This is a genomic window from Maribacter sp. Asnod1-A12 (genome assembly GCF_045063735.1).
Taxonomy (GTDB): Bacteria; Bacteroidota; Bacteroidia; order Flavobacteriales; family Flavobacteriaceae; genus Maribacter.
In genome coordinates this window covers 108536-128979 of the sequence record NZ_JBEFNZ010000006.1, presented here as the reverse complement: position 1 = coordinate 128979, position 20444 = coordinate 108536, and the positions used below count along the sequence as shown (strand labels likewise).

At 34.9% G+C, this 20444-nt stretch carries 21 protein-coding genes; 11 read left to right on the top strand and 10 right to left on the bottom strand.

All coding sequences use genetic code 11. From position 1 onward, the window contains the following. Nucleotides 1–5: 5 nt before the first annotated feature. The 4 genes from ACJJVP_RS00560 to ACJJVP_RS00545 all read right to left on the bottom strand — a co-directional run bounded on the left by ACJJVP_RS00560 (nucleotide 6) and on the right by ACJJVP_RS00545 (nucleotide 3911). Entirely contained in the window at nucleotides 6–896 is an 891-nt protein-coding gene (locus ACJJVP_RS00560) for a lysylphosphatidylglycerol synthase transmembrane domain-containing protein (protein WP_405409938.1), read from the bottom strand. Continuing rightward, nucleotides 880–1839 (bottom strand): glycosyltransferase family 2 protein, encoded by a 960-nt coding sequence (locus ACJJVP_RS00555; protein ID WP_405409936.1) that lies wholly within the window; start codon nucleotides 1837–1839, stop codon nucleotides 880–882. Before ACJJVP_RS00555 ends, ACJJVP_RS00560 begins: the two co-directional genes overlap by 17 nt. 83 nt (nucleotides 1840–1922) lie before the next feature. Next, nucleotides 1923–2912, bottom strand: coding sequence for a methylmalonyl Co-A mutase-associated GTPase MeaB (gene meaB / locus ACJJVP_RS00550; protein ID WP_405409935.1), 990 nt, complete (start codon nucleotides 2910–2912; stop codon nucleotides 1923–1925). 84 nt (nucleotides 2913–2996) lie between these two features. Next, nucleotides 2997–3911, bottom strand: coding sequence for an aldose epimerase family protein (locus tag ACJJVP_RS00545; protein WP_405409933.1), 915 nt, complete (start codon nucleotides 3909–3911; stop codon nucleotides 2997–2999). 104 nt (nucleotides 3912–4015) lie between these two features. Here ACJJVP_RS00545 and ACJJVP_RS00540 point away from each other — a divergent pair, with 104 nt between their 5' ends. The 3 genes from ACJJVP_RS00540 to ACJJVP_RS00530 are packed head-to-tail and all read left to right on the top strand — an operon-like array spanning nucleotide 4016 to nucleotide 6519. Next, nucleotides 4016–4561 carry an RNA polymerase sigma factor gene (locus ACJJVP_RS00540; RefSeq protein WP_036152982.1) on the top strand — a complete coding sequence of 182 codons (546 nt, stop codon included), beginning with the start codon at nucleotides 4016–4018 and terminating at the stop codon, nucleotides 4559–4561. Further along, on the top strand, nucleotides 4545–5129 hold the full coding sequence (locus tag ACJJVP_RS00535) for a hypothetical protein (RefSeq protein WP_405409931.1): 585 nt from the start codon (nucleotides 4545–4547) through the stop codon (nucleotides 5127–5129). The genes ACJJVP_RS00540 and ACJJVP_RS00535 overlap by 17 nt, the downstream gene beginning before the upstream one ends. Further along, the gene (locus ACJJVP_RS00530) at nucleotides 5101–6519 is read left to right on the top strand and encodes a hypothetical protein (RefSeq protein WP_405409929.1); all 1419 of its coding nucleotides are present in this window, start codon (nucleotides 5101–5103) and stop codon (nucleotides 6517–6519) included. Before ACJJVP_RS00535 ends, ACJJVP_RS00530 begins: the two co-directional genes overlap by 29 nt. On the opposite strand, the gene ACJJVP_RS00525 is transcribed toward ACJJVP_RS00530, so the two are convergent. Together ACJJVP_RS00525 and msrA are read right to left on the bottom strand one after the other, a co-directional pair. Next, nucleotides 6520–7254: a sugar-binding protein gene (locus tag ACJJVP_RS00525; protein ID WP_405409928.1), complete on the bottom strand. Its 735-nt coding sequence runs from the start codon at nucleotides 7252–7254 to the stop codon at nucleotides 6520–6522. It abuts the gene before it with no gap. A gap of 215 nt (nucleotides 7255–7469) precedes the next feature. After that, nucleotides 7470–8177: a peptide-methionine (S)-S-oxide reductase MsrA gene (gene msrA, locus ACJJVP_RS00520; protein WP_405409927.1), complete on the bottom strand. Its 708-nt coding sequence runs from the start codon at nucleotides 8175–8177 to the stop codon at nucleotides 7470–7472. Nucleotides 8178–8278: 101 nt separating this feature from the next. On the opposite strand from msrA, the gene ACJJVP_RS00515 reads away from it, so the two are divergent. The 3 genes from ACJJVP_RS00515 to ACJJVP_RS00505 all read left to right on the top strand — a co-directional run bounded on the left by ACJJVP_RS00515 (nucleotide 8279) and on the right by ACJJVP_RS00505 (nucleotide 10306). Further along, a complete protein-coding gene (locus tag ACJJVP_RS00515; RefSeq protein ID WP_405409926.1) occupies nucleotides 8279–8974 on the top strand; it encodes a peptidoglycan DD-metalloendopeptidase family protein in 696 nt (231 codons plus the stop codon). Nucleotides 8975–9410: 436 nt separating this feature from the next. After that, entirely contained in the window at nucleotides 9411–9647 is a 237-nt protein-coding gene (locus ACJJVP_RS00510; protein WP_405409925.1) for a hypothetical protein, read from the top strand. A 455-nt stretch (nucleotides 9648–10102) separates the two neighbouring features. Then, nucleotides 10103–10306 (top strand): hypothetical protein, encoded by a 204-nt coding sequence (locus tag ACJJVP_RS00505; protein ID WP_405409924.1) that lies wholly within the window; start codon nucleotides 10103–10105, stop codon nucleotides 10304–10306. Here ACJJVP_RS00505 and ACJJVP_RS00500 read toward each other — a convergent pair. Continuing rightward, nucleotides 10303–11040, bottom strand: coding sequence for an arylesterase (locus ACJJVP_RS00500; RefSeq protein WP_405409923.1), 738 nt, complete (start codon nucleotides 11038–11040; stop codon nucleotides 10303–10305). The two genes, ACJJVP_RS00505 and ACJJVP_RS00500, sit on opposite strands and share 4 nt — an antisense overlap. Before the next feature lie 62 nt (nucleotides 11041–11102). Here ACJJVP_RS00500 and ACJJVP_RS00495 point away from each other — a divergent pair, with 62 nt between their 5' ends. Further along, nucleotides 11103–11792, top strand: coding sequence for an ABC transporter ATP-binding protein (locus ACJJVP_RS00495; protein WP_405409922.1), 690 nt, complete (start codon nucleotides 11103–11105; stop codon nucleotides 11790–11792). 47 nt (nucleotides 11793–11839) lie between these two features. After that, complete coding sequence (locus ACJJVP_RS00490; protein WP_405416106.1) at nucleotides 11840–14338, top strand: ABC transporter permease; 2499 nt, start codon at nucleotides 11840–11842, stop codon at nucleotides 14336–14338. A 31-nt stretch (nucleotides 14339–14369) separates the two neighbouring features. Here ACJJVP_RS00490 and ACJJVP_RS00485 read toward each other — a convergent pair whose 3' ends face one another. Next, nucleotides 14370–14960, bottom strand: coding sequence for a hypothetical protein (locus ACJJVP_RS00485; RefSeq protein ID WP_405409919.1), 591 nt, complete (start codon nucleotides 14958–14960; stop codon nucleotides 14370–14372). A gap of 65 nt (nucleotides 14961–15025) precedes the next feature. Between ACJJVP_RS00485 and ACJJVP_RS00480 the strand changes: the two genes are divergently transcribed. From ACJJVP_RS00480 to ACJJVP_RS00470, 3 genes are all read left to right on the top strand, one after another. After that, nucleotides 15026–15277, top strand: coding sequence for a PLDc N-terminal domain-containing protein (locus ACJJVP_RS00480; protein WP_405409918.1), 252 nt, complete (start codon nucleotides 15026–15028; stop codon nucleotides 15275–15277). A gap of 128 nt (nucleotides 15278–15405) precedes the next feature. Next, the gene (locus tag ACJJVP_RS00475) at nucleotides 15406–16761 is read left to right on the top strand and encodes a DEAD/DEAH box helicase (protein ID WP_405409915.1); all 1356 of its coding nucleotides are present in this window, start codon (nucleotides 15406–15408) and stop codon (nucleotides 16759–16761) included. A 273-nt stretch (nucleotides 16762–17034) separates the two neighbouring features. Further along, complete coding sequence (locus ACJJVP_RS00470; protein WP_405409914.1) at nucleotides 17035–17292, top strand: hypothetical protein; 258 nt, start codon at nucleotides 17035–17037, stop codon at nucleotides 17290–17292. 167 nt (nucleotides 17293–17459) lie between these two features. Here the strand turns inward: ACJJVP_RS00470 and ACJJVP_RS00465 are convergent, their stop codons facing one another. Further along, complete coding sequence (locus tag ACJJVP_RS00465) at nucleotides 17460–19049, bottom strand: amidohydrolase family protein (RefSeq protein ID WP_405409913.1); 1590 nt, start codon at nucleotides 19047–19049, stop codon at nucleotides 17460–17462. Nucleotides 19050–19163: 114 nt separating this feature from the next. After that, nucleotides 19164–20384, bottom strand: coding sequence for a sensor histidine kinase (locus tag ACJJVP_RS00460; protein ID WP_405409910.1), 1221 nt, complete (start codon nucleotides 20382–20384; stop codon nucleotides 19164–19166). Nucleotides 20385–20444 lie beyond the last annotated feature (60 nt).

Sequence of the window (20444 nt, the reverse complement as noted above, 5' to 3'; positions counted from 1 at the left end):
AAGCGCTATTCTGTGGAGTCGGTAGTTATTTGCGCTAATTCCAATTTAATAGTCTTAAAGTGGTAAATTACTCCGACTAGAGAAACTAAAGCGGTTATTAAAAAGAAAAGGACACTTACCCCAACCGATATATTCTGGTCTAACCCCAAAAATTGGGCTCCATAAAAAAAGGTTACTTCGCGACTTCCAATTCCTCCTAAAGTTAAGGGGACAACTGCTACAATCGATGAAATTAAAAATATAATAAGGTACGAAACCTGATTAGTTTCAATATTCAACGCTAATAATATAAACCAAATACTTACCAGTTGTGCTAATTGTACCAATGCGGATAGTACTGTAGTTTTCCAAAAAATGGGAAGTACATAATTAAAGAACTTCTTGTTTAAGAACCAAAAGACGATAACTGACAAGGGTATAGCTGTAATAAATAACCAACGGTGTCCATTTAATATTTCTAATTCAATAAAAGCAAGTAGGGTACAAGCGTAAATGAATAGCAGTAACAAACCACCTAAACGATCTAACACGAGAACACTTACCATCCTTTTGGTTTTGACATCAAAGGTTTTCTTTAAAATGTAACCTTTGTACGCATCGCCACCTATACCACCAGGCAAGAATAGGTTGTAGAACATACCTAGTAAATACAACTTAAAATTGCTTTTATGCGTAAGCATAATAGTAAGTTGGTGAAAGTAGAGATTAAGGCGAATAGCCCCAATGAACTTAGATAGTATGAAGAATATGGTTGCTAATATCAAGTAAAACGGATTACTGGTAATCAGTATGTCTTTTATCTCACTTACATTTATTTTTGTAAAAATGAAGTAAATTAAAATGGTACTGATCAGTACTTTTAATCCGGTGGTTACTTTCTTATTTAACTTCGCCACCTACACTTACTTTTTTAATGCGGTAAGGTCTTTTGTTCTGAGATTCATAATAAGTACGTATTAATAATTCCATTACAATACCAATTGTGAATAATTGAATACCTGCAAAAATAAACATCATACCAACCGTTAATAAAGGTCTTGTGCCAATATCTTCGCCAAAACCAAACTTCACTATCATTAGGTAAATGTTGATAAAAATACCTACAAGAATCATTAAAGAGCCGGAAATACCGAATAGGTGAATTGGGCGTTGAAAGTATTTGCGAATAAAAAGTAATAGCATCATATCTGCAACTACTTTAAAGACACGTTCCAATCCGTATTTAGAAACCCCAGCATGGCGTGCATGGTGTTTTACAGGAACTTGCTTTATTTGTCCGCCTTCTAGAAATGCCAAAAGTGTAATAAATCTATGCATTTCGCCATATAAATTTAGGTCTTTGGCAATATCTTTTGTAAAAACCTTTAATGCACAACCATTATCTTTAATATCTAATTTAGTCACGCGGCGTACCAAAAAATTAGCGATTTTAGAAGGAATTTTTTTTACAAGAGAATCTTTTCGCTTTTGACGAATACCGGTTACAACATCATACTCACCGCTAACGGCATAGGTCAGCATTTGTGGAATGTCGGAAGGGTCGTTCTGTAAATCGCCATCCATGGTAATAATATACTCTCCTTCAGCATAATCAAGACCTGCTGCCAAGGCTAAACTCTGACCGTAATTTTTCTTCAACTCAATTAGATGGACCTTTTCATCTTTAAGACCTTTGACTACTTTTTTGGTGTTGTCGGTCGAGAAATCATCGATATAAATAATTTGATAGTCGTAGCCAACCAAGCTTTCGTGGATCTTTTGTGTTAAAAGAGCCGCATTGTCTTGTTCGTTATATAAAGGAACAACTACCGAAAGAAGGGAAGTGGTAACAGGTTTCATTGAGTTGTTTTTTAAATCGCTGCAAAGTTATGTTTTTTATCCTTAAGATAATCTACATGTACAGTAGTATCATTTTAAAGTGTTTACTGCTCTTTTAAAGCCTTCAACAGCTTTTCTGCAGCTAAAAAAGGAGAGGTATTACCGCTAATAACTTCCTTTTTTAATTGTGGTAACATTTCTTTAGTTTTTGGATGATGGTAGAATTCAGACACTAGCTCCTGTTCTAAGTATTGAATCAACCAATTTTCATTTTGTTGTTGTCTGTTGGTAGTAAAGAATCCGGATGATTGCATGTTTTTGCAATAGTTGTCAATCAATTCCCAAACCTTGTTCAATCCTCTGTTTTCTAAGGCAGAACAGGTAAGAACTTCTGGTGTCCAACCATTTTCTTTAGGCGGAAACATATGTAATGCCCGTGCAAATTCCATTTTGGCAAGCTTTGTACGTTGAATATTATCACCGTCCGCTTTTGTGATAACAATGGCATCTGCCATTTCAATGATACCTCTTTTTATACCTTGTAATTCATCTCCCGCACCCGCCAATTTTAGCAATAGAAAGAAATCTACCATATCGTGAACAGCAGTTTCACTTTGTCCAACGCCAATAGTTTCGATTAAAATGCAGTTGAAACCTGCTGCTTCTAAAATAACAATGCTCTCTCTTGTTTTACGGGTTACGCCACCTAATGAAGAACCAGAAGCTGATGGTCTTATGTATGCATTTGGGTTTTTAACCAATTCTTCCATACGGGTTTTGTCGCCCAGAATACTACCTTTTGTTCTACTGCTAGAAGGGTCTACGGTAAGTACGGCAACCTTTTTACCAAGTTTGGTAAGCATACCGCCAAATTGTTCTATAAATGTGCTTTTACCAGCCCCGGGGACTCCTGTAATGCCAATTCTAATAGATTCTTGTTTCTTTGAAATACAACCTGATATGATTTCACTAGCAATAATACGATGCTCTGGTTTTGTACTTTCTACTATGGTAATAGCCTTACTTACTATAGCAACATTATTTGCAAAGATGCCTTCAAGAAATTCTGATGTGGTAAGATTGGCTAAATTCATGTCAATTACTTAAATCGATTTAAGTGATATAAAGATACTATTTGTGGATAGGAACAATAACTTTAGCAGTATTTCATGCTATAATTAGCTTTTAGAATCAATATCGAATTTAAAGATAGATATGTTATTATAGATATCCCCAGGTCTTAAAACACTTTTTGGAAAATCTGGTTGATTGGGAGCATCTGGGTAATTCTGTGCCTCAAAACAAATACTGGGAAAATCCGGCGGAGTGTACACTACCAATGCTGGTTGATTAGTATATACTTTCATGTTAATCCCAGATGTTTTTGAGTATAACTCCGCAACTTTTTCATTGCCAATATCCTTAATGTAAATGGTATCGAACCTTTGTAACCCTATCTTTTTAGGCAAAAGAAAATCGAATTCTGTATTACGAACCGGTATAATATCTCCTGTAGGTAACAAGTTTTCTTTAGTTTCTAATCGGTACGGACAATTTAATTGTAAATCGTACTCATCTATATAGGGATTGTCATCTAATTTAAAATAGGCATGGTTAGTAAGGTTAATTACCGTACTTCTATCTGTCATTCCCTCATAAATTACCTGCAAAGCGTTGTTCATTAATTTATAAGTAACGCTCACGGTTAAATTACCTGGGTACCCTTCTTCTAAATGCTTACTGGTATAGCTTAGTTTTACAAAAGGTTTGTCACTATTATCTACCTCATCAATAGTCCAGTATTTTTGATGAAATCCTTCTTTACCACCATGTAAATGCACCCCGTCTTCTTGGTACAAATGATATCTTTCTCGATCTAAAACAAATCCGCCTTTAGATATTCTACCTGCGTAACGCCCAATACTTGCACCTAAAGCATTGTCATCTAACCTATATCTACTTGGGTGGTTGTACCCAACAACGACATTGGTATATTCACCATCTTCACCTTTTACAAGTAATTTTTGAATGGTAGCGCCATAATCAAGCACCATAAGGGTTAAATAGGCATTGGAAATTGTAACTTGTTTCAAAGGCAAAATTTAATAGTGTAGTGTAAAAATAAAAATTTTTGCAACATTCTAATTTTTATGTCGTCCTTATTATAACAACAAACTAAAACCAATCAATTTAACCGATGTTTCAAAGCAATGTCGTAGAGAAATGTAAAGCAAACGACCGGGCTGCCCAGTTGCAGTTGTATAGGAAGTATTGCGACGGAATGTACATTGTAGCAATGCGATTTGTGAAAAATGCAGATGATGCCGAAGACATTTTGCAAGAATCTTTCATAAAGGCATTTGAAAAACTTCATCAATTTAAAGGCGATGTCACTTTTGGAGCTTGGTTAAAAAGAATAGTGGTGAATAAGAGTATCGATTTTCTGAAATCTAAAAAAGATAAAGAGGTTTCTTTAGATGATAGTTATATGCAGGTTGTTGCAGAAAATGATAATTGGAATGTACCGGCAACAATTACAATAGAACAAGTAAGATCTGCTATTAATGAATTACAGGATAAATATAAATACGTGGTACTCATGTTTTTAGTAGAAGGATATGATCACCAAGAAATTGCTGAGGTATTAGATATTTCTGCATCTGCCTGTAGAACCAGATTGTCTAGAGGAAAAGGACATTTAAAAGAACTATTAAAAGGAAAAAAATATGGAACAGGATCTTAGGGAAATGTTCAAAAAAGATAGGGAAAAGCAAAAGCATACCATTAAAAACCGTCATGAAGAACGCTTTTTAAAAAAACTGGAAGCAGCCATGCCAGTAGAGCGTAAACCCGTAGGAGATTGGTTAAAGATCGCAGCCTCTGTGGCGGTAATCATGTGTTTAGGAATTGGGTTACTATACTTTAATAATAATGATGACAATACACAAACTGTGGTTGATGCCGACACTATTGAGGAACAGAAATCTGAATTTACTTTCGGTGATCTTTCACCAGATTTAAAAAAGGTAGAGAATTATTACGTTGCCCATATTAATATGGAATTGGCAAAGCTAGAAGTATCACCAGACACCAAAGAGTTGGTAGACAGTTTTATGGAGCAGCTTAATAATTTAAATATGGAATATAAGACGTTGAATACAGAGTTAAAAGAATTAGGACCTAATGATCAAACCATTACGGCGCTGATAGAGAATTTACAATTGCGATTACAATTATTACAGAAATTAAAAAGAAAGTTAAACGAATTAAAATTATCAAAAAATGAACAGATCATGGACAACAGTATCTAAGCAACTCATCATTGCATTAGGTCTATTAACTTCTACGTCGTTTTTGGCGCAAGAAGAAAGTAAAACATTTCAAGAACGATTTATTGTGGCAGAAGATGCTGTAGTAAATATCAATACCAGCTATGCCGATATTGAATTTGAAACTTGGGATAAGGATGAGGTGGCCATTTCGGCCACTATCACCCTAGAAGGTGCAACTAAAGAGGAAGCTGAAAACTACTTTAAAAATAGCCCTATTGAAATATTAGGCAATAGTAAGGAAATTAAGATTTCTTCTAAGTCAAAGAATAACGATTTTTTTACCAGTTTTGATTCAGATCACGTTTTTGATCATGGCGGTATGCGCATAGAGGTTCCGGAGATTGCATCATTTGTGGTAACAGTTCCAGAGATAGCACCTTTTCCAGAAATGCCACCGCTGCCATTAACGGATGCCTTTACATTTGATTATGAAGCATATCAAAAAGATGGTGATAACTACATGAAAAAATGGCAAAAGAATTTTGAAAAGAGTTTTGATAAAAAACATCAAAAGCGATTAGAGGAATGGGCGGAGCGTATGGAAGAAAGGGGTGAAGCAATTGAAGAAAGAATGGAAGCCTATAATGAAAGGCGAGAAATGTTGTTGGAAAAACGTCGTGAAAAATTAGAGCAAAGAGAAGAGAAGTTACAAGAGCGACGAGAAAAAATACAAGAAGAAAGAGAGGAGCGTAGCATGATTATTCAATCTAATGCAAATTCACCGAATATATTTTATTACACTAACGAAGGCGAACAAAAGAATTTTAAGATTAAGAAAACCATTAAAATTAGCTTACCAAAATCCACTAGAATTAAGATGGATGTACGCCATGGCGAGGTTAAATTAGCTGAAAACACCAAAAACTTGAATGCGAACCTTTCGCATTCAAGCCTTTGGGCAGTTACAATTGATGGAGAAGAAACGACTGTTTCTGCAGCATATACACCAGTTAGTGTTCAAAAATGGAACTATGGGCAGTTAAGTACTTCGTACTCGGAAGAAATTTCATTGTCAGAAGTAGTTCAATTACAATTGCAGGCAACATCATCTGATGTTACTATAGAAAAATTGTTCAACAAAGCATTTATAAAAAATGATTTTGGTGCTGTACACGTTCTTGAATTGGGTAACGATTTTAAAGAGTTGGATGTTAGTGTGAAAAATGGCGAGTTGAATGTTACCGTACCAAAAGTAGCTACCAATATTTATGTAAAAGGCAATACTTCAACATTAAAGATGCCAGAAGGTTTACAGATGATAGAAACTAAAAATGGAAACACAACTATTTATAAGGGACATCATTTAAATAATAATAGTAATAAATCTATTATAATAACATCAGATTACAGCGAAGTAGTACTGCAGTAGTTATTTTACCAATTGTAGAGTGCCAAAAACATTTGCATCTATCCACCCCATATTTTTATTTTCTCCTGCTACAAATACGGATCCTATAAGATTCTCACGCTCTTCGCTACTATCGTTATCTGCATAAGCTAGGGCAAAACCAATTTTCTTATTTTCTTTAAGCACAACAGGCTTTATGTTAGGCTCATCATTATAGATACCAGGGTAGACCTTTACAAACATTTCCCAATAGGTAGTATTACCCTCTGTTAGGTGTTTAGAAGTAATATGATTATTGTACAAAGTAGGTTTTTCATCAACTCCTAAATCCACAACATTCCCATCTAAGGCTACATGGTAGGTAAATGCATTATGATTAAATCTATGCTGACCTCCAGAGTTATCTTCATCTACGTAAACAATAACACAGTCATCGTTCCACCAAAGTGTTAATGGATCTTCCGTTTTGTCTAAAATGGTATCATCAACGATTTCCAATAAAATATAGAGTCCGTCTTCGTTCCATGCAATCTTATATCTACCGTTGTAATCCTCATGGTCAAAAGGACCGCCAATCCAATTTTGATCTATGGGTTTCCAATCCAATAAATTCCAATAGTTTTCTATAGCTCTACCATCTAGGGTAGGGGAATCATTAATATAAGAGACCGGCGTTACTTGAGAATTTTTTTTACTATTCCCCTCTTTACAAGACACTAGGCCTAAAAGAAGTATAAGATAAATAGTCCATTTCATAATAAATAGTTGGTATCTATGATGTAAACACACTATTTTCTTAAATATTGTAAGATTAATAGTACTTCGTTTCAGGGAGCAAGATATGATAAAATTAAAACAAGCATATAATTACTGTATTGACCAATAGAATGTGTGATTTATAAAATTGACCAGTGCATAAAAAAAGCGCCCCTTTTGGGGCGCTTGTCTATAGAAATTTCTTGGGAGATCTTTTAATGGGCACTCTTCTTCAGATAATCTCCAAAGTTTGCTTTAAATCGATTTAATCTCGGTATAGATACATTTCTTATATATGAGTTGTTAGGATTGTTCTTTTCATAATCCTGATGATATGACTCAGCTTTATAAAATACAGTATAAGGTATAACTTCTGTGGTAATTGGATCGTTATCGTACACTTTATTATCTGTAAGTGCCTTCATATAACTTTCAATAATCTGTTTTTGCTCATCATTTTTATAAAAAGCAATAGAGCGGTATTGCCTACCACGATCAGGACCTTGTCTATTTAATTGTGTAGGGTCATGAGAACCAAAAAATACTTGCACCAATTGAGTAAAAGATATTTCATTAGGATCATAGTAAACTTCTACAGCTTCTGCATGATCTGTTTTTCCATAACCAACTTCTTCATATGTGGGGTTCTTTTGTTCACCACCGGCATAGCCAGAGATTACTTCTTTTACACCTTTCACACTTTCAAAAATAGCCTCAACGCACCAAAAACAGCCACTGGCAAAATATGCAGTTTCATATTTGCTTAGTTGTTGCGGACTCAATTTTACCTCTTCTTCTATTTCTTCATGTTCGGTTTCCATGATTTCCGAGTTTTCGGAAATGGTATTTTTCTTGACTTTAGACTGGCAACTGGTCGCAATCAAGGTCGCGCAGGCCAATAAAGTGATTTGTAATAATTTCATAGCAATTTTCTTTTAGCAATTTGTAGGTAATTTACAAAGACCTTACGAGGAAAACGGTTAAAAAATGTTAACGCCATTAAAGGAAATTATATTTTTGATAAATGAACACATTACTTTACGCTCTTGAATCTTACTCGGCAGAAACTATCTGTATTTTAGATACTACTATTCCTGCAGACGCATACGTGACTCTTGATCTTTCTAAAGAGAACAAAGATTTATTGAATTTAGATATTACCGACTATACTATTTGTCAAAATTATATAGATGGTGTACTTACAAGCAAAAAAGGTGTTATTGCCTACGGCGGATATTTAGAACATAGAAACCTATATAGTGATAAAGAAGGTTTTACTTCTAATAGTAAACCTATAAGAAATATTCATTTGGGTTTAGACTTCTGGTGTGCTGCAGGTACAAAGGTATTGGTGCCTATAGATGGAAAAGTTCATAGTTTTAAAAATAATGCTACTATTGGTGATTACGGACCAACTATTATTCTAGAACATGTTTTAAATGATATTACTTTCTATTCTTTATACGGTCACTTAGCCGTGGATTCCTTATTAGGACTATATATAGGAAAAGACTTTAAAGCTGGAGAAGTACTTGCAACTTTAGGTACTCCAGATATTAATGTGAACTATGCCCCACATCTGCATTTTCAAATTATAAAAGATTTAGAAAGTAATGAAGGTGACTACCCGGGTGTATGTGCAGAGGCAAGATTATCTTTTTATAAAGGGAATTGCCCTAATCCTAATGTGTTATTGAAGTTAGATTTAAGTAGGAATTAATTAGTGCAAAGTACAAAGTACGAAGTATTAAGTATTAAGTCGGAAATATAGAAAATAGAAGATAGGGTATAGAGAATAGACTTTTTTCGGTATTGTTATTGAGGAGAATTTAGCGAAGCTAAATTTATACTCAACCAACAACCAACAACCAACAACCAACAACCAACAACCAACAACCAACAACCAACAACCAACAACCAAGAACCAACCTCTGTTTTCTCTATTCTTTACTCTCTTTTCTATTTTTTAAAAGTAAATTTCTCGGTTAACTACACCTAATATCGATAAGGTGATTTTGGTGCGTGTGTCATTTATCGATGCGATTTTACACTTAAACCGAACTTGTGTCAACTAACGAGAATTAGGGGTTTTTCAGCGATTCATCACCTAGTAAAACAAGGCCTGCGGCGTTCTATTATTGTAACAAACGCAAGTCATGAAAACAATAATAGCAACAATCTTTATCATCTTTTTAAGCTTCACCGCTCAAGCACAGAACTCTACTGAAGAAGTAAAGGTTGAAACTATTGAAATGAGCATTGTTACTAAAACAACATTTGAAGTAAAAGCAAATACGAATACAGAAGTAGCTAGATTGTACAAATTCAAAAACTCAAGAATTAAAAGAGATTTGAATTTCTTAACGAAAGCGAACAAACCTAAAATGGCTTAAAATTTTGGTATTAAGTAAAGAGTATTAAGTAATAGGTACAAAGTTTAAGGTTGAAAGTAATAAGTGGCAAAATAAGTCATAGAGTTTAAATGATGTAAGTTCAATAAAAATTTAGCGAAGCTAAATTTTTATTGTTTCTAACAACTAACAACCAAAGTCAATTCTCATTTTTGAACTCACTTTTTGTAGTCCTATTATAGGATACAAAGTTGTTTTTGTAGGAAAAAGCTTATTAACTCGGTGAACTGCACAAATTCGGTGTCTAATGGAAGAAAATTTTGTAGGAAAACGGACTACAAAATTCAGTAGTATATCGAAAAGCTCTCTTTTCATCGTTAAAAATGTACCTCTTATCGATTTGGAAATACGTTTACTGACAAGTAGTGGGTTATCTATAAACCAAATTTACCTACTTTATTATGCGTACAATTATTTTTTTATTCCTTGTCGTCTGTTTGGGAACTAAGTCCCAAGCACAATCGAAGTCACCAGACACGAAAGTACAGACCATTGTTATGCCCATGGCAGATGTAGCAATTAAGTCTGACGTAAACACTCATGGTTTCCAAACAGCTGCAAGGTTTTACAAAGTCAAAAATGCAAGAGTTAAACGTGCCTTACTTTTTAAGGCAAGAATAAGAACTGTTTCTTTCGTTTAGTTTATTTCTTCTACAAGTTTTTCGGTTACCTCCATTCCCCCTTGAGGTAATACCATAGTTTTTAAAACCTCCCATACATTTTCAGTTACTATTTTCTGTCCTTCTGCAGTTGGGTGAATTCCATCTTCTAAGTTCAATTCAGAGATACCGGCAACACCTTCCAATAAAAAGGGAATCAACGCTATATCATTAGATTTAGCTAATGCAGGGTACATCATCTTAAATTGCGAAGCATAATCTGCACCCATATTTGGTGGTATTTGCATACCTGCTAATATAATTTGTGTTTCAGGATTTTTGTCTTTGACCATATCAATCATCGATTGTAAATTATTCATCGATTCTGTAATGGGTATACCTCGCAATCCGTCGTTCGCACCTAATTCTAAAACAAAAATATCTACTGGCTGATTTAGTACCCAATCCAAACGGTTTAATCCTCCAGAGGTGGTTTCTCCGCTTAATCCGGAATTGATTACTTTATAATCTAGTCCCAAAGAATCTAGTTTTAATTGAATTCTATTTGGGAACCCTTCCTTGGTATCTAAGCCATACGCAGCGGTAAGACTGTTTCCGTAGAACAAAATCACTTTGTCATCGGCAGAAATTGCTTCTTTTTCCGGGCTACTAACTTCTTCGGTTTGGGTGTCAGTTTGCTTTTTTTCTGGTGTTTCTCCACATCCAACGAACAACAACACCACTAAAAAATAACGAAACTTTAATACTTTCAACATAGTCTTAACTTATTAGATTCCAAATCATTTGTTTATTTTGTTGTCTTGTACCAAAATGATTTATGACAAAGATATTAAACGTACGTAATCTAAAGAAAACGTATACCAGCGGATCTAAGAATTTGACAGTTATTGATGATATTTCTTTTTCAATAGAAGAAGGTGACACTTTTGCAATAGTTGGTCCGTCTGGTAGTGGAAAAACCACTCTTCTAGGACTATGCGCCGGATTAGATGAAATAAACGAAGGAACCATAGAATTATGTGGGGAAGATTTAAGTGCTCTAAATGAGGATCAACGTGCACTCTTAAGAAATGAAAAGGTAGGATTCATTTTTCAAGACTTTCAATTGCTACCCACTTTAACGGCTTTAGAAAATGTTAGTGTTCCTTTAGAATTACAAGGGGCTGCCAATGCTTCTAAAGATGCAATGGAACTTTTAAACAAGGTTGGTTTGGGTGATCGTCATGATCATTATCCATCTCAATTATCTGGCGGTGAACAGCAACGAGTTGCTTTGGCAAGGGCATTTTCTAATAAGCCTTCTATACTTTTTGCTGATGAACCTACGGGTAATTTAGATGAGGAAACCGGGGAAAAGGTCATTAAGCTTTTATTTGATTTGAATAAAGAAATGGGAACTACTTTGGTTATTGTTACCCATGATTTAGAGTTGGCCAATTTGAACAAACATGTATTGCGACTTAAAGGTGGTAAAATAGTAATCAACGAAACCACGGCATTATCTTGAGTACGACACAAAGAACATCAAAAGCACCATTTAATTGGTTATTGAAAATGGCTTGGCGCGATGGAAAGGCTAGCGGTAACCGTTTGCTGTTATTCATGGCTTCCATAATTCTTGGTATTGCCGCGGTGGTGTCAATTCAATCTTTTAGTGATAACCTAAAAGATAATATTGGTCTACAGTCTAAAGCACTTATGGGTGCGGATTTTCTTATCGATAGCAATCAGCCGGCAAATGAAAGAGTAACGGAATTGATGGATTCTTTAGGAGGATATAATGCACGAGAAGTCAATTTTGCTTCCATGGCGGCTTTCCCTAAAAGTCTGACAACTAAATTGGTTCAGGTACGTGCCATTGAGGGCGCTTTTCCTTTTTATGGAGCTTTAGAAACAGAGCCGCTCACGGCTGCACAAGAATATTTGGAGAAAGGTGGGGCGCTTGTCGATGCTACTGCAATGTTGCAATACAATTTAAAACCTGGCGATAGTGTAAAACTTGGTAATGTTACTTTCCCTATTGTTGGCTCATTGATTACCGCTCCAGGAAGTACAGGTATTGGTGCCACTGCCGCGCCACCCATCATAGTCCCTTTTCGTTTTATGGAAAAAAGCGGACTCTTACAACGTGGTAGTCGTTTAAAATATAACTATTACTTTAATAATGATAAAGCAGATTTAGAGGCTTTAAGTAAAAATGTTGATCCGTTACTAGATGCTGATAATGCAGACATGGATACCCATACAGATACAAGCGAGCGATTAGGTCGTAGGTATGATAATGTAGGTCGTTTTCTAAACCTAGTGGCATTTATAGCACTCCTCTTAGGGTGCGTTGGTATTGCCAGCTCTGTTCATATTTATATAAAAGAGAAATTAAAAGCGGTTGCAGTGCTAAAATGTTTGGGTGCTACACGTAAGCAAACGTTTCTAATCTATCTGATTCAAATTGCAGGAATGGGATTGTTGGGCGGACTCATAGGTACTATTATAGGATTATTGTTACAACAGACCTTTCCACTTATATTACAAGAGTTTTTACCTTTTCAAGTTGAGATATCTACCTCATTTCAAGCCATATTAGTCGGGTTGTTACTTGGTGTTTGTATGTCCGTTTTATTTGCTTTATCACCATTAATACATACTTGGTTTGTATCTCCGTTACAAGTGCTACGTGTACAAGAAGATACTAGTAAGAAAGCTAGACCTTACCAAATTTGGGTAATCGTTGCTGTAGTACTTTTTATATTTTTATTCGCCTTTTGGTTATTGGGTAGATGGGTGTTTGCATTGAGTTTTGTTGCGGGTATATTGGTGACATTTTCAATATTGGCGGGAGTATCGATTCTATTTATGCGATTGATAAAACGCTACTTTCCTAAATCTTGGAGTTTTGCTGCAAGACAAAGTTTGTTGAATTTATATAGACCAAATAATCAGACTGTAGTGTTGATTTTAGCCATTGGTATTGGAACGTTTTTAATTAGTACTTTATACTTTACGAAAGATTTTCTACTTGCCAAAACCTCTTTTGAAGCAAGTGCCGAAAGTCCGAATTTAATTTTGTTCGATGTACAAACCGATCAGCGAGATGCCGTAGCGAATACTATTACGCCAAGGGGGTTACCGGTTATAGATAATATTCCTATTGTTACCATGCGTTTAGAGCGTATAAAAGATCGAGAGGTTAATGATATTCGATTAGATACTACCACCCGAATCAACAAATGGATTTTGAACCACGAGTTTAGAACTACCTATAGGGATTCTATGATTGGTTCGGAGAAATTATTGGAAGGGGAGTGGATACCTTCTGTGGATTCTAATGCAAAGGTAATTCCTATTTCATTGGCAGATAACGTGGCAAATGATGCTTTAGTCACTATTGGTGACACACTGGTATTTAATGTACAAGGGAAACTTATGACTACTGTTGTAGGTAATATTCGTCAAGTAGATTGGGCACGTATGCAACTCAATTTCTCTATTGTATTCCCAAAGGGAGTTTTAGAGAATGCACCACAGTTTCATGTGGTAACTACAAATGCCCCAGATAAAAAATCATCAGCAGGTTTACAGCGAGAGTTGGTAAAGAAATTCCCTAATGTTTCTATCATAGATTTAAGACAGGTAGTAACCTTGGTCGAAGATATTTTAGATAAAATTTCATGGGTCATATCTTTTATGGCATTCTTTAGTATTCTTACAGGTATCATTGTATTGATAGGATCTGTTCGTAACAGTAAATACCAACGAATTCGTGAAAGTGTTTTACTAAGAACACTTGGTGCTCAGAGTAAACAGATCTTAAAAATTAATGCTCTGGAATATTTGTTCTTAGGTGTTTTAGGTACTGGAGTAGGAGTAGTACTTTCTTTACTAAGTAGTTTCCTATTGGCTTATTTTGTTTTTGATACCCCGTTTGTTCCATCTTGGGTGCCATTTTTGGTGGTATTGCCGGGTATTACATTATTAGTCTTGGCAATCGGTTTAATGAATAGTAGAGGAGTATTAAATAGTCCGCCACTGCAGGTGTTACGAAAAGAGGGGTAATATGGGAATGTTTTAACCTTTAAATATTCGATTAGTTATTGGTTGAAGTAGGTTGGCCAATATAGGTATAGTAAGTGTGTTCTGTATTCGGGTCTAGAAATCTATACAGTTGTGTTCGTATTGTTGGTAGTTGAAAGTCTTCTTCATTAAATACCTCTAATAATAGTGATGCATAATCTGAACGGTTAAATTTTCCTTTTTCTTTAGTAATTTCAGATGCTCGTTGATTAAATAGTATGCTTTTTGGCTGAGCTTTATTTCTATACTGTATTAATGGCACCGTTTTCATAGTTTGGGCGAGTTTATACTTATAGCGCTTAGCATTTATCTTTAAAGAATCTCCCAAAGCAAAATCACTTACTATTTCATAAGTACTATCATTACTTATTTCGTTTAATAAGCTGACATAGTTTTTATAAGTACCATCTGTAATTATGTTTTTGGAAATCAATTCTTTTTCAAAATCATCTAATATGGTTAATAGGGCGGCGTGGTATTCAGGATACTCTTTTTCTATGGCGCTATTGATAGCTTCGTCATATGTCATATTAGTTGCTTGGGCGGCTAATTCATTAAAAAATATAAAAAACATAAATATGAATAAGTATGTGTGTGTTTTCATGAAGTAAGTATATGTTGTTCTATTTGAAAAATATTATTTTCTATGTTGTTAATTTTTATAACTTTATGAAATACGTGATTTTTATAAATCATGCAATTATGAATATACCAGCAGATTTTTCATTTACATTATTTTTTTGGCAAACTTTTTTAATTGCAGCGCTGTTTGTTTGGGTGTATTGTTTAGTTGATATTGCGCGCCATGAATTTAAGAATGACGGTAAAATCACATGGTTGCTAATTGTACTATTTCTACCCATTTTAGGTTCGGTTCTTTATTTATCCACAGGAAAAAGTAGACGTATTTTAAAAGTCTAACTTTAAACTCCTTTAATATTTTCTGCTTTCATAGTTACTTTTGACTTAATTACCGATAAATCTCTCACTATTCGTAATTTGTCAACTAATCAACATAGCTTTGCACTTGAAATACAAAAGTGATTGTTATGCCGTTGTTTACCGATTTAAAAATATCTAGAAACTTAGAAAAAGCTCTTGATGATTTAGGTTTTGAAAATACTACTCCCATTCAAGAAAAAGCTTTTCCTATAGTAATGAGTGGTAGTGATGTAGTTGGTATTGCACAAACAGGTACGGGTAAAACTTTTGCTTATTTGCTTCCTATTTTAAATACACTGAAGTTTTCTAAAGATATTCACCCTAAGGTTATTATTCTAGTACCTACACGAGAGCTTGTGGTACAAGTAGTGGTAGAGGCGGAGAAGTTGGCTAAATATGCAGGTATTCGCATTCTTGGTGTATTTGGCGGTAAGAGTATGTTGCGTCAAAAAGAGGCTTTGGCCTTGGGTACGGATGTTCTCGTAGCAACACCTGCAAGATTGTATGATTTAATTCTTACCAAAGCAGTTCAATTAAAACAAGTGAAGAAGCTTGTAATTGATGAGGTCGATGTCATGCTTGATCTAGGCTTTAGGTTTCAGCTCGTAAATATTTTCGAGCTATTACCACAGAAGAGACAGAATATTATGTTTTCTGCGACGATGACCGATGATATTGAATTGTTCATTACCGATTTCTTTACCGGCGTTCAAAAAATTGCCATTGCCGTTAGTGGAACTCCTTTAGAGAATATTACTCAATATGGCTACGCTACAGCTAACTTTTATACAAAAGTAAATTTGTTGGTCCACTTATTACAAGATGAAGAAACCTACCATAAGGTTTTGGTATTTGTTTCAAGTAAGCGAAGTGCCGATTTACTGTTTAAAGAGTTGGCAGAATTCTTCAGTGAAGAAATCTGTATAATACACTCCAACAAAACACAGAATTATAGACTACGTTCCATAAATCAGTTTGACGAGGGTAAGAACCGTATTTTGGTAACTACAGATGTTATGGCACGTGGATTGGATTTACAAGAGATATCTCACGTAATTAATTTTGATACGCCAACATACCCAGAAAACTACATGCACCGAATTGGTAGAACGGGTAGGGCAGAGAAAGAAGGTACTTCAATTTTAATGTATACACCAAAAGAAGAAGAAGCAAAAGACGCTATAGAAGAGTTGATGTCGCATAAGGTAAATCTACAACCTTTGCCTGACGGCGTTGAAATTGCCACTCAACTTACTTTTGATGAGCAGCCAAAGCATAGAGAGCGAGAAAATCCGCTTAATATAAATGAAGAGGAACGTGGAGCAAGTTTTCATGAAAAATCCGATAAGAATAAGAAAGAAAATCAAGGTGGTTCTTATAAACGTATTATTAAAAAGAAATACACCAAACCAAAGACCCGTGGAGATAAGAACTACGGTAAACGTGGTAGAAACAAAAAATAGGAATATTTACTTCATTATAATGAATTCTTTTTTCCACTTCTATAGTTGCTTTTAGAGCCCAATTATAGGGGTGTCGTAAATTTCATGTACTCAAAAATATCGATTAAATACACTTCAAATCGGTGTGTTGTTTTTAGACCAAAAACCATTCGTCGACACTTTTTGTCTATTCGTCACAGATTTTTACGCTAGCCGAAAATTATAGCAGTTTAGCGAGGGGAAGAGGCATTATCCTTGACCTGAAACTACTTTTATATTGTTCAATATTACAATATGAAAGCAATATTCACCTTACTGATAGTTATTTTCGCCGGAGCATTAGCATTGGCACAAACTCCCCTGACAGATGATAAAATTAACACTACTGAAGTGGGTGTTGTTTTGGCTGATAGCTCTGACAATACTGGCAACGAAAAATCGTTTGAAATCACTGATGAAACGTCAGTAGCGCGTTTATACAGATACGCAAATGCTAGAATTAACAAAGAATTAGCGTTCGCTACAAAGAAATCATACGGTAAGTTGGCATAATCTTTGCCATATATTAAAAGGTGCAATGAAGCACCTTATAAATTTTAAATTATGATGATACTTTCAATTTTAATACCAGCACTTATTGTTATTGCAACTATTGCTTTTACTTCAAAAAACGAAAAAAAAGTACGTCCTATTAAAGTACCTGTAAACAAGCGTAAATTTTAATTTTTAACGCCAGGCTGCTTAATAGTATAGTTACTTTTAGCTTTAGCTTCATCTACTTGGCGCTTTACATCTGCCAGTAGCGCTTTGGAATCATAAATGATTCCGTCTTTTACGGTGTATTTTACACCACCAACCCGAACCACCTCATTGTCCTCGGTAAGTTTTATAGCTCCCGTACCATATAATACTTTGAAATTTTGTAGCGGATTTTCCTCAACAATGACAAAGTCTGCCAATTTGCCTATGGTTACCGAACCTAATTTGTCATCCATACCTAATGCCTCTGCACCTTTTAATGTTGCAGATTGTATAATTTCTAAAGGATGAAACCCAGCTTCTCGCATTAATTCCAGTTCTCTTATATAGGCAAATCCGTATAATTGAAAAATGAATCCGGAATCTGATCCTGTGGTTACTCTACCACCTCTGTTTTTATATTCATTGATAAAGGTCATCCAAAGTTTATAATTTTTTCTCCACGCAACTTCTTGTTCCGTTCCCCAATCATGCCAGTACGATCCATGAGATACTTTGCTAGGCTGATAAAACTCCCATAAAGATGGTAATGTATAATCTTCATGCCATTCAGCACGTCTAGCTCGCTGCAAATCTCTACTAGCCTCATAGATATTGAAAGTTGGGTCCAAGGTGAAATCAAGTTCCAATAGTTCGTTCATTACATTGTTCCAATGTTCAGAATAAGGTGCTGCAGCTTGTTCCCATAATTTACCTGCATTTTCAAAGCGATCTTGTTCGTTTTGGTAATTGTAGTCCAACGGAAAATCTTGTACCGTTCTATCGTCGAACAAAGCTTCTGGAAGTCCGTACCAATGCTCCATAGAGGTTAACCCTGCTCTGGCGGAATGTAAAACATTCCAACGGGCAACACTCATTTGTGCATGGTGGCAAGCAGAGCCTAGTCCTAATTTTTTGTTCTCGTCTAATGCCGCTGCCATAATTGCCGGTTCTGCTCCAAAAAACTTGATGCCATCAGCACCTTTTTTAGCATTGGCACGTACCCATTCTCTTGCTTGATCAGGGGTAGATATCGGAATATCATTTAACGGATTAAAAGATTTACTCGTTTGCCCAAAGGCTGTGTAGGATATAATACGCGGAGCTATAATTTCATTTTTTTCGCTTTTGCGTTTTAAGTCAAGGGTGACATCAATACCTCTACCGGCAACTTCGCGCGCGGTAGTTACACCATGAGCCATCCAAAGTTTAAATACATAATCAGGGTCTGCACCTTGAGCATCACCGCCAATATGTGTGTGCATATCAATAAAACCAGGCATTAAATACATGCCGGTGCAATCTAGTTCTTTTCCACCTGCTTTTAATTGCGGTCTTTTAGAATCATCGATTGCTACACCAGGGTAGCCAACAACTTTTACGTCTTTAATGATATTGTTTTCTACTACTATGTCTATTGGACCTTGTGGTGGTGCACCGTTGCCATTAATAAGCATTACACCTCTAATAATCAATTGCGAATGTGGACCATCGCCTTCTAATGATTGAGCATTAACGGAAAGCAAGACTGAAAAAATCAATGCCGTAGTAAGCAATAATTTGCGGAACATAAAGTGGTTGTTTGAGTTAGTTACCTTAAATATAACCAAAGCATCAGAAATTGAGGTAACTGTATACCAACTTTAAGTGTGAATAATGAATTTGGTATTTAAGGGGTATATTCTTTAAGCAACTGGAGATAATTCTTGCTTAATTTCTTGAAATCTAATAACATAATTAGTCCCTTTCTTAGAATTATCGCGTTTTATAGTGCCGCGTAATTGTCTTGTAAGATTATGAATTAATTTTAAACCTAAAGACTTTGTGTTTTTATGATTTATAGTTTCGGGGAAACCTATACCATTATCACCAATTTCTAGGATATAACAGTTTTCTTTTTCTATATCCTGTTGAAGCTTAATACTGATTTCACCTTCGTTATCACTTTCAATGCCATATTTTAAGGCATTGGTCAATGTTTCATTAATTAAAAGTCCTAATGGAATGGCGGTATCTATACCCAATTTTATATCGGGAATATCAATTTTTAAGTCAACATTGTTGTCATTGCCTTTTATGGAGCGAATTAAATACTCTCCTAACTCTTGTACATAAGATTTGTATTCAATATGGCTGATATCATTACGCATGTATAGCATTTCATGAACCATTGCCATGGCGATTACACGATTTTGAGTGCCCTTTAATAGCCCTTTCATCGGACCTGTTTCGATATTTCTAGATTGAAGACTTAATAAACTAGACACGGTTTGTAAATTGTTCTTAACCCTATGGTGAACCTCTTTTAAAAGATTTTCTTTCTCATGTACTTGGTTTGCCAATGCCCTTTTTGAACTATACATAGCATTATACGTTTTCAAAAGTGTTTTGCCCAAAGTGTTACCTAAAATGAAAACAGCAAATAAAACGGATACAAGACTAAAAACAGAACTCGATTCTTTTGGAACTAAATTTTCTGTAATACGTAATTCAGGTATAGATTGTGTAAAAACCAAAAGAATCAGTACGGTTATTATGTTAAAGTAAACTCTGCCATATTTAGTACTATTTATGAATCCGCCAAAGGCTATTAAAGGTATCATGAATATAAACGGACTATTAATTCCGCCACTAAAAAGGGTTACTGATACTGCAGTAATTAAACCTATTATAGATGAAAAATTAAATGTTGGTACTATATTTTTATGGAATCTAAAGTATAATAAATTAATAATATTTAAAATAGCAAAACCTGCAAGTGCAAAAGGTATAATTTGAGTAATGTTCAAAAAGAAATAGCATAAGGCTCCAAATAGTATGGAGATAATGCTTGTGGTATAATTTACCCTTAAAAATAGTTTGGTTTTATCCTGTAGACGTTCTTTGTCAATGGTAAATCCGGACATAGATATTATTTATGTACTAGAAAACATACGTATTACGTAATGTAAATCTAATTATGTTTT

Excerpts from the sequence above, each read along its gene's own strand:
- ACJJVP_RS00535 (WP_405409931.1), top strand. The coding sequence starts at position 4,545 with ATGGAACAGGATCTTAGGGAAATGTTCAAAAAAGATAGGGAAAAGCAA.
- msrA (WP_405409927.1), bottom strand. The coding sequence starts at position 8,177 with ATGAAATTATTACAAATCACTTTATTGGCCTGCGCGACCTTGATTGCG.
- meaB (WP_405409935.1), bottom strand. The coding sequence starts at position 2,912 with ATGAATTTAGCCAATCTTACCACATCAGAATTTCTTGAAGGCATCTTT.
- ACJJVP_RS00525 (WP_405409928.1), bottom strand. The coding sequence starts at position 7,254 with ATGAAATGGACTATTTATCTTATACTTCTTTTAGGCCTAGTGTCTTGT.
- ACJJVP_RS00540 (WP_036152982.1), top strand. The coding sequence starts at position 4,016 with ATGTTTCAAAGCAATGTCGTAGAGAAATGTAAAGCAAACGACCGGGCT.
- ACJJVP_RS00465 (WP_405409913.1), bottom strand. The coding sequence starts at position 19,049 with ATGTTCCGCAAATTATTGCTTACTACGGCATTGATTTTTTCAGTCTTG.
- ACJJVP_RS00470 (WP_405409914.1), top strand. The coding sequence starts at position 17,035 with ATGAAAGCAATATTCACCTTACTGATAGTTATTTTCGCCGGAGCATTA.
- ACJJVP_RS00515 (WP_405409926.1), top strand. The coding sequence starts at position 8,279 with ATGAACACATTACTTTACGCTCTTGAATCTTACTCGGCAGAAACTATC.
- ACJJVP_RS00490 (WP_405416106.1), top strand. The coding sequence starts at position 11,840 with ATGGCTTGGCGCGATGGAAAGGCTAGCGGTAACCGTTTGCTGTTATTC.
- ACJJVP_RS00495 (WP_405409922.1), top strand. The coding sequence starts at position 11,103 with ATGACAAAGATATTAAACGTACGTAATCTAAAGAAAACGTATACCAGC.
- ACJJVP_RS00555 (WP_405409936.1), bottom strand. The coding sequence starts at position 1,839 with ATGAAACCTGTTACCACTTCCCTTCTTTCGGTAGTTGTTCCTTTATAT.
- ACJJVP_RS00500 (WP_405409923.1), bottom strand. The coding sequence starts at position 11,040 with ATGTTGAAAGTATTAAAGTTTCGTTATTTTTTAGTGGTGTTGTTGTTC.
- ACJJVP_RS00485 (WP_405409919.1), bottom strand. The coding sequence starts at position 14,960 with ATGAAAACACACACATACTTATTCATATTTATGTTTTTTATATTTTTT.
- ACJJVP_RS00460 (WP_405409910.1), bottom strand. The coding sequence starts at position 20,384 with ATGTCCGGATTTACCATTGACAAAGAACGTCTACAGGATAAAACCAAA.
- ACJJVP_RS00510 (WP_405409925.1), top strand. The coding sequence starts at position 9,411 with ATGAAAACAATAATAGCAACAATCTTTATCATCTTTTTAAGCTTCACC.
- ACJJVP_RS00480 (WP_405409918.1), top strand. The coding sequence starts at position 15,026 with ATGAAATACGTGATTTTTATAAATCATGCAATTATGAATATACCAGCA.
- ACJJVP_RS00475 (WP_405409915.1), top strand. The coding sequence starts at position 15,406 with ATGCCGTTGTTTACCGATTTAAAAATATCTAGAAACTTAGAAAAAGCT.
- ACJJVP_RS00530 (WP_405409929.1), top strand. The coding sequence starts at position 5,101 with ATGAACAGATCATGGACAACAGTATCTAAGCAACTCATCATTGCATTA.